This is a genomic window from Planktotalea sp., assembly GCF_039984035.1.
In the GTDB taxonomy this organism is placed as follows: domain Bacteria; phylum Pseudomonadota; class Alphaproteobacteria; order Rhodobacterales; family Rhodobacteraceae; genus Planktotalea.
Map to the genome: position 1 here is coordinate 1 of NZ_JBDWVM010000169.1, position 7,067 is coordinate 7,067.

8 protein-coding genes are annotated in these 7,067 nt (G+C 56.1%); 3 read left to right on the top strand and 5 right to left on the bottom strand.

What is annotated here, in order from left to right:
* The 3 genes from ABJQ89_RS07625 to ftsY all read right to left on the bottom strand — a co-directional run.
* A partial coding sequence (locus tag ABJQ89_RS07625) for a septation protein IspZ (protein ID WP_348495655.1) occupies positions 1–421 on the bottom strand: 421 nt, incomplete at its 3' end.
* A gap of 20 nt (positions 422–441) precedes the next feature.
* Positions 442–1,350 (bottom strand): DMT family transporter, encoded by a 909-nt coding sequence (locus ABJQ89_RS07630; protein ID WP_348495656.1) that lies wholly within the window; start codon positions 1,348–1,350, stop codon positions 442–444.
* Positions 1,351–1,408: 58 nt separating this feature from the next.
* Entirely contained in the window at positions 1,409–2,662 is a 1,254-nt protein-coding gene (ftsY, locus tag ABJQ89_RS07635; RefSeq protein WP_348495657.1) for a signal recognition particle-docking protein FtsY, read from the bottom strand.
* 134 nt (positions 2,663–2,796) lie between these two features.
* On the opposite strand from ftsY, the gene ABJQ89_RS07640 reads away from it, so the two are divergent.
* Positions 2,797–3,189: a RidA family protein gene (locus ABJQ89_RS07640; protein WP_348495658.1), complete on the top strand. Its 393-nt coding sequence runs from the start codon at positions 2,797–2,799 to the stop codon at positions 3,187–3,189.
* A 20-nt stretch (positions 3,190–3,209) separates the two neighbouring features.
* On the top strand, positions 3,210–3,602 hold the full coding sequence (locus ABJQ89_RS07645; RefSeq protein ID WP_348495659.1) for a hypothetical protein: 393 nt from the start codon (positions 3,210–3,212) through the stop codon (positions 3,600–3,602).
* On the opposite strand, the gene xseA is transcribed toward ABJQ89_RS07645, so the two are convergent.
* Positions 3,599–5,167 carry an exodeoxyribonuclease VII large subunit gene (xseA, locus tag ABJQ89_RS07650; RefSeq protein WP_348495660.1) on the bottom strand — a complete coding sequence of 523 codons (1,569 nt, stop codon included), beginning with the start codon at positions 5,165–5,167 and terminating at the stop codon, positions 3,599–3,601. The two genes, ABJQ89_RS07645 and xseA, sit on opposite strands and share 4 nt — an antisense overlap.
* Positions 5,168–5,258: 91 nt before the next feature.
* Here xseA and purD point away from each other — a divergent pair, with 91 nt between their 5' ends.
* Positions 5,259–6,521 carry a phosphoribosylamine--glycine ligase gene (gene purD, locus ABJQ89_RS07655; protein ID WP_348495661.1) on the top strand — a complete coding sequence of 421 codons (1,263 nt, stop codon included), beginning with the start codon at positions 5,259–5,261 and terminating at the stop codon, positions 6,519–6,521.
* Between the two features lie 10 nt (positions 6,522–6,531).
* On the opposite strand, the gene ABJQ89_RS07660 is transcribed toward purD, so the two are convergent.
* The coding region (locus ABJQ89_RS07660) for a VCBS repeat-containing protein (RefSeq protein WP_348495662.1) at positions 6,532–7,067 on the bottom strand (536 nt) is incomplete at its 5' end.

Below are 7,067 nucleotides of genomic sequence, written 5' to 3' on the forward strand. Positions count from 1 at the left end.
GGATCATCCAACCTTCTTGCGCCATAGGCACCGCGTCGGACAACACAAAAGCAAGATAGCTTTTGCCCTGCACCAAGCCGATGCTGAGAATGACCGCGAAGAATCCATAGACCAACGTTGTCTTCATTTTGAAGAAACGTTCGTCGTTGAAATAGGCTGTCAGGCCGCCAAAGAAGATCACCATAAAGGCGGTGAAAATCTGCATTCGGCTGAGTTTCCCGGTCAGATACCAAAGCGCGCCCATACCGACGAGCAAGATTGGAACGAAGGCAATCGTCGCAACGATAAAGCCGGAATATTCCGTGCCGCCAAGCGTGTACGTGTTGTCACGCATCCGCAGATAGAGCAGGAAGAACAAGATCGTCGGACCAAGCTCCAACACCTGTTTCAAGATCGGATTGATATCTTTTTCTTGTGCCACATCAGGCTCCTTCTAGGCCATTAGCCTGCAAATTCTACGATGACCGCTCCAAGGGCGATCAGGGCCATAAGCGCAACGCGGCGCGGGCCTACTGTTTCTTTCAGGACCAGCCAGCCAATGAGGGCGGCAAAGACCGTGGATGTCTCGCGCAAAATGGCGGCTTCGCCCACCTTGTCAAGGCGTGTGGCCAGCATGATAGAGCCAAATGACGCAAATGCGACAAAGGCTCCGATGATACCGCGCAGCGCCAAAGGGGCCAGCGCAGGTGGGTTTTCCATCCGGCGATAACGCAGGTAGGCGATGGGTGGCATGAACAGCCCGTCGATAAAGAAGAACCACGCGAGGAACGTAAAAGGATCGGCTGTCGCGCGGATGCCGTAGGCATCGTAGGTTGTGTAAAGCGCTACAAACAGTCCCGTCGCAAGTGCCAGCCACAATGCTGGGATCAGCGTTGCGCGGTCCGTCACAAGATAGAGATAGTTATACAGCGCCAGCCCAAAGATACCGCTGAGCAGCACCAGAACACCGAACCATTGCATCGGGTTAAACGTCTCGCCGAAGAGTAGATAAGCGCCGAAAACCGTAAACAGAGGTCCAGTGCCGCGCACGATTGGATAGACAACCGTGTAGGCGCCTTTGGTGTAGGTAAAAGCCTGCAGCAGTTTATATCCGACATGGATAATGAAGACGCCAACAAAGAGAATCCACATGTGCGGCTCGGGCCATGGCACGACGAAAAGCGCAAAAGGCGCAGCCATAAGGCCATAGCTCGCATCTATCGCGCCGCGACTGAGCCAAGGGTCATGGCGGCCCTTTTGCAGCGCGCCAAAGACCGCGTGCAGGAAGGCAGCGCTAACTGCGAGAATAAGGGCAAAGCGATGCCCTGCTTCGGTGCCTTCCAGCGAGATGAACCATTCGGAGAGCGTCATTGAAGGGCATACGGGGGCCAGCCCCCGAACCCCCGAAGTTTATTTGGAAAGATGAAGATCAAACAGTGCGCCCTGTGAGCGCGTTTGCGAAGTCTTCGGGATCGAAGGCATCAAGATCATCGATTTGCTCACCAACGCCGATTGCGTGGATTGGCAGGCCAAACTTATCTGCAAGCGCGACAAGCACGCCGCCTTTTGCGGTGCCATCGAGTTTGGTCATCACAAGGCCAGAGACATCGGCAAGCTTTTGGAAGGTTTCCACTTGGTTCAGCGCGTTTTGACCGGTGGTCGCATCAAGCACGAGCAAGGTGTTATGCGGCGCGCTCGGGTCTTTCTTGCGGATCACGCGGACGATTTTGGACAGCTCTTCCATCAAATCGGCGCGGTTTTGCAAGCGACCCGCAGTATCGATCATCAAAAGATCAGCGCCATCGGCTTCGGCCTGCGTCATCGCATCGAAGGCAAGGCTTGCCGGATCGGATCCTTCGGGGGCAACGAGGACAGGTACGCCTGCGCGCTCGCCCCAAACCTGAAGCTGTTCAACCGCCGCCGCGCGGAAGGTATCGCCCGCTGCGATCACCACCTTCTTGCCCGCAGCACGGAATTGGCTGGCGAGTTTCCCGATGGTCGTCGTTTTGCCCGAGCCATTTACGCCAACGACCAAGACCACTTGGGGTTTGTTCGGGTAGATTGGTAACGGTTTCGCAACAGGTTCCATGATGCGGGCAATTTCGGCCGACAACAGGTTCTTGATTTCATCGGTGGAGAGTTTGCGCCCAATGCGCCCCTCGGCCATGTTGGCTGTGACGCGCAAAGCCGTATCCACACCCATATCAGAGGCGATCAACAGCTCTTCCAACTGCTCCAGCATGTCATCATCGAGCACACGTCGCGTGACGGTTTTGGGCGTAGAGCGTCCCATGAGGCGGCCCAGCAAGCCGGGCTTTTCTGCTTGGACTTCTGGTTCAGCCTTGGGGGCGACGACAGGTTCAACAGACGCTATCGGCTCAACTTTGGGCGTTTCTGGCTCAAGAACGGGTTCTGGAGCGGGCTCAGGTTCTGGCGTTGCTTCAACCACAGGCTCTGGAATTGGCGCGACTTCAGGTTCAACACTTGGCGCGACGGGTTCAGATACAACCACTTCGGGTTCGGCGATTGGTTTAGGCGCAGCCTCTTGAGCAACGCGTGCCTCTTCAGGTGCAGGCGCGACGGTCTCGACCTCGCCGCCATCACTGACAATCGCATCTAACCCTTCTTCCAATTTCGAAGAAGATTTGAACAGTTTGTCTTTAAGCTTTTTGAAAAACGCCATGGGCAGAACTCCGCTAATGCGTCTCACCTAAAGACGATTGCATTGATTTGGAAGGGCTGCAGGATTGAAAGTAAAGGCATTCATGCCCAAATTGGGCCTATCCACCAATGATCTGACCCCCAAGAGGCGCCGCCGTGACAAAGACCGCGATCTTCCCACCCGGATCAGAAGAGCAGGCCAAGCTTGTCAAAGTCTCCCCCGGAATCGTCTCTGGCGATCATGTTTTCCTCACTGGGATCACCGGCAGTTTGCCAGATGGCACAATGCCGAAGACAGCAGAAGATCAGTTCAGACATGCCTTTGAAAAGATTGGCGCGGTCTTGGGCGAAGCGGATCTTTCTCATGACGCGATTGTTGAGATGACCAGCTATCATGTTGGCATTCATGAGCATTTTGATCTGTTCAACGACATTCGATGCGAGTTTGTGAGCGATCCATTTCTTGCTTGGACCGCCGTTGAAGTCGCGGGACTGCGCCGTGCCGGAGCCTTGGTTGAAATCCGCGTTGTCGCTAGCCTGTCCCCTTAGCGCTTTAAAGGAGTGCACATATGAAGTTCGTCCTACCCTTGTTGGCATCGCTGATTGGCGCGCCTTTGAGTGCCGCCCCGATGAGCGGCGACGCGTTTGAGGCCTATACGCAGGGGAAAACGCTCTATTTCAACGAAAACGGCGAAACCTATGGCGCGGAACGCTATTTACCGGGTCGCCGCGTGGAATGGTCATTTTTGGATGGAATTTGCAAAAGCGGCGAATGGTATCCGGAAAATGGCGCGATTTGTTTTGTTTACGAGGATCGCCCCGACCCACAGTGTTGGGAGTTTGAATTGTCTTCGCGCGGGCTCACCGCAACTTACTTAGGAGACGGTGAGACCAGTGAACTTTATGAGGCGCAGCAAACCGATGAACCAATGCACTGCATTGGTCCTGATGTCGGCGTCTAAAAGAGTGACCCTTGATCGTCAGGCGATGGTTTCGCCTTTGGAGGTGCAGCTTTGCTCGGTTTAGACGCGCCCGCCCCACCAATGTTCAGAACGCCATCCCCGAATTCAATGTCTAAATTTGCGTGTTTCTTTGCATCCTTTCGAGAGGTAAGCACACCGCCCTCTGGTCCCCGCACCACAGCATAACCGCGGTCAAGCGTTGCTTTATAGCCGAGCGTAAGACGTAAGCGATCAAGGGCTTCCAGCTTGCGTGCACGTTGGATTTGCGCCACATCAGCAGCCTGTTTGAAACGATGCATCACTTTGTTTAGATCGTCAGCACGGCGCTCTATCTGCGGTGTGAGCGATAGCGCGTCGAAACGTTGCGCAATCTTGGCAAAATCACTGGACGCGGCGGTGCGACGACGTTCCAAAGCGGGCGCAAGACGGGCGCCGCGATCTTGAACGCGCTCCGCCGAGTTTTGCAACGTGCGCTTAAGCAAGGACGGGCGCAGCGCACCAGACGCTTCACCAAGCTTGACGCGACCGCGATCCACGCGAGAGGTCAACGCGACGGGCAAACGCGCAGAAGCCAGATCAAGACGTTGCTGCGCCCCTGCCATCAATGCATCTGATCGCGGCAACGCACGGCTCAGATCGCGCAGCTTTTCGCCGCGATAGTTGAGCGCGTTGCGCATGGCGCTGAGGCGGCGACTTTCCGTTTCTTCCAAACGCGCAAGGAGTTCGGCGCGCACAGGCACGGCGTGCTCAGCTGCTGCAGTTGGTGTGGGTGCACGCAGGTCAGAGGCGAAATCGATCAGTGTCGTATCAGTTTCATGGCCGACCGCAGAAATCAGCGGGATTTGCGAGGCAGCCGCCGCGCGCGCGACGTTTTCTTCATTAAATCCCCAGAGGTCTTCGATTGAGCCGCCGCCGCGCGCGACGATGATCAAGTCTGGGCGCGGCAAAGCGCCACCGGGTGTGAACGCGTTGAAGCCTTCAATGGCGCGGGTGACTTCGGGTGCACATCGCTCGCCTTGTACAGCGACGGGCCAAATCAGAACTTTGCGCGGGAACCGATCCCTTAAACGATGCAGGATATCGCGAATGACCGCGCCTGTTGGCGATGTAACAACGCCGATGACTTCGGGCAGGAACGGCAAATCTTGCTTGAGTGAGGTATCAAACAGCCCCTCTGCCGCCAACTTTTTCTTGCGCTTCTCCAGCATCGCCATCAACGCGCCTTCGCCTGCAACGGCGACGTCCTGCACGTTCATCTGATATTTGGATTGGCCCGGAAACGTGGTTAGCCGACCCGTAGCGATGATCTCCATCCCCTCTTCGGGCATCACGGTCAGGCGGGCGACCTGTCCTTTCCAAGCCGTGCAGCCCAGAACGGATCGTTCATCTTTGATGTCGAAATACAGATGCCCCGAACGCGCGTGCACAACGCGGCCCACCTCGCCGCGAATCCGCACATGATCAAACGTGCCTTCAATCGTGCGTTTTACCGCGCTGGATATCTCCGAGACGGTAAATTCAGGCTCATTTGCGCCCTCTCGTGGGTCGTCGAGTAAATCAGACATCGTGCCTCGCTTGTGCATCCCTTGAGGTGAGATTAGAACGCGCGGCAAGGAAGTCCAAGACCTCGAACGCGACTCATTCTAGGAGACCTCAATGAATATTCTTATCCTCGGTGGCGGTGGCCGCGAACATGCGCTGGCTTGGGCTGTGATGCAGAACCCCAAATGCGATAAGCTGATTGTTGCGCCGGGAAATGCAGGCATTGCCAAAATCGCCGATTGCGCGGATTTGAATATCGAAGATGGCGCAAGCGTTGTTGCTTTCGCAGAAGCAGAGGCCATTGATTTTGTGATCGTAGGTCCAGAAGCGCCGCTGGCTGCTGGCGTGTCCGACGATCTGCGCGCGGCTGGTTTTCTGGTCTTTGGCCCCTCCAAGGATGCGGCGCAGTTGGAAGCGTCAAAAGCCTTCACCAAAGAAATTTGCGATGCCGCGAACGCGCCGACAGCGGGCTATGGTCACTTCACCGATGCCGAGAGCGCCAAAGCCTACATTCGCGAGCAAGGCGCGCCAATCGTGGTTAAGGCAGATGGACTTGCGGCAGGCAAAGGCGTTGTTGTCGCGATGAAACTTGATGAGGCCTTGAACGCCGTGGACGATATGTTCGGCGGTGCCTTTGGCGGCGCGGGTGCAGAGGTCGTGATCGAGGAATTCATGGACGGCGAAGAAGCGTCCTTCTTCATCCTGTGTGACGGTAAGGATGTTCTGTCCATAGGCACCGCGCAAGATCACAAGCGCGTCGGCGAAGGCGATACCGGTCCGAACACGGGCGGTATGGGCGCTTACTCCCCTGCCCCCGTCCTCAGCGATGCAATCGCTGAACGCGCGATGACTGAGATCATCAAGCCTTGCGTGGCTGAAATGGCCAAGAGAGGCATGCCGTATCAAGGCGTTCTTTATGCGGGCCTTATGATTAAGGACGGTGCGCCGCGCCTTGTGGAATACAACGCGCGCTTTGGTGATCCGGAATGTCAGGTGCTGATGATGCGTCTTGGTGGTCAGGCGCTTGATTTGCTTCTGGCAACTGCCGAAGAAAAACTGGCTGAAACGCAAGTTAATTGGGCCGACGATCACGCAATGACGGTTGTCATGGCGGCGAACGGCTATCCGGGGTCCTACAAAAAAGGGTCTGTCATCGGCGGCCTAGACGCGATCGAAGCAGATAGTTTCAACATGGTGTTCCATGCAGGCACAGCGGCCAAAGACGGTGCTATCGTCGCAACGGGTGGGCGTGTTCTGAACGTCACTGCGCGCGGCGCAACGTTGGCAGAGGCGCACAAGCGTGCTTATGAAATGGTTGATGCGATTGATTGGCCTGGTGGCTTCTTCCGCCGCGATATCGGCTGGCGCGCGCTTTAAGCGCCGCCGCTCACTCGCACGCTAATGCGTCAATCGCAGACTGATAGCCAGAATACGGGCCGATCTCTTGGGTAGAGATTTGCGCGTTTTTAAATGTCGCTGCGATCACCTTTGACCAATTGGCGCTCATGACGATCATTTCTGGCGTTCCATCGCAATCGCGCAAACCGCCAGAGATGAAATCTTCGCCGATACGATGGTTTGTGACACCCGCAAGCTCACCCACTTGTGTGAGGTGCCCTGCCTCAAAGCGCCAAACTCTCAGCGTTTTAGCCAAATGGGGCCGATCAACGTAGGCGATTTCGACAAACCCATCGCCGTCCATATCGCCCGCACCAACTGGCGCGAGCCAACGATTTCGTTGACCGATGTAGTGGGTTGCGGCGACCAAGCCATTTTCATCATAAATCGCCAAGCGCGCGCCCTGGCTCTGGCTGGATTCAACAACGATCACCTCGTTGTCACCGTCGAGATCCACATCCGCCAAACGAGGTTCTGTATCCTCGAACACGCGGTCTTGTGGCAAACGCAGTGTTTTCGTTTCGC

Excerpts from the sequence above, each read along its gene's own strand:
- xseA (WP_348495660.1), bottom strand. The coding sequence starts at position 5,167 with ATGTCTGATTTACTCGACGACCCACGAGAGGGCGCAAATGAGCCTGAA.
- ftsY (WP_348495657.1), bottom strand. The coding sequence starts at position 2,662 with ATGGCGTTTTTCAAAAAGCTTAAAGACAAACTGTTCAAATCTTCTTCG.
- ABJQ89_RS07630 (WP_348495656.1), bottom strand. The coding sequence starts at position 1,350 with ATGACGCTCTCCGAATGGTTCATCTCGCTGGAAGGCACCGAAGCAGGG.
- ABJQ89_RS07645 (WP_348495659.1), top strand. The coding sequence starts at position 3,210 with ATGAAGTTCGTCCTACCCTTGTTGGCATCGCTGATTGGCGCGCCTTTG.
- purD (WP_348495661.1), top strand. The coding sequence starts at position 5,259 with ATGAATATTCTTATCCTCGGTGGCGGTGGCCGCGAACATGCGCTGGCT.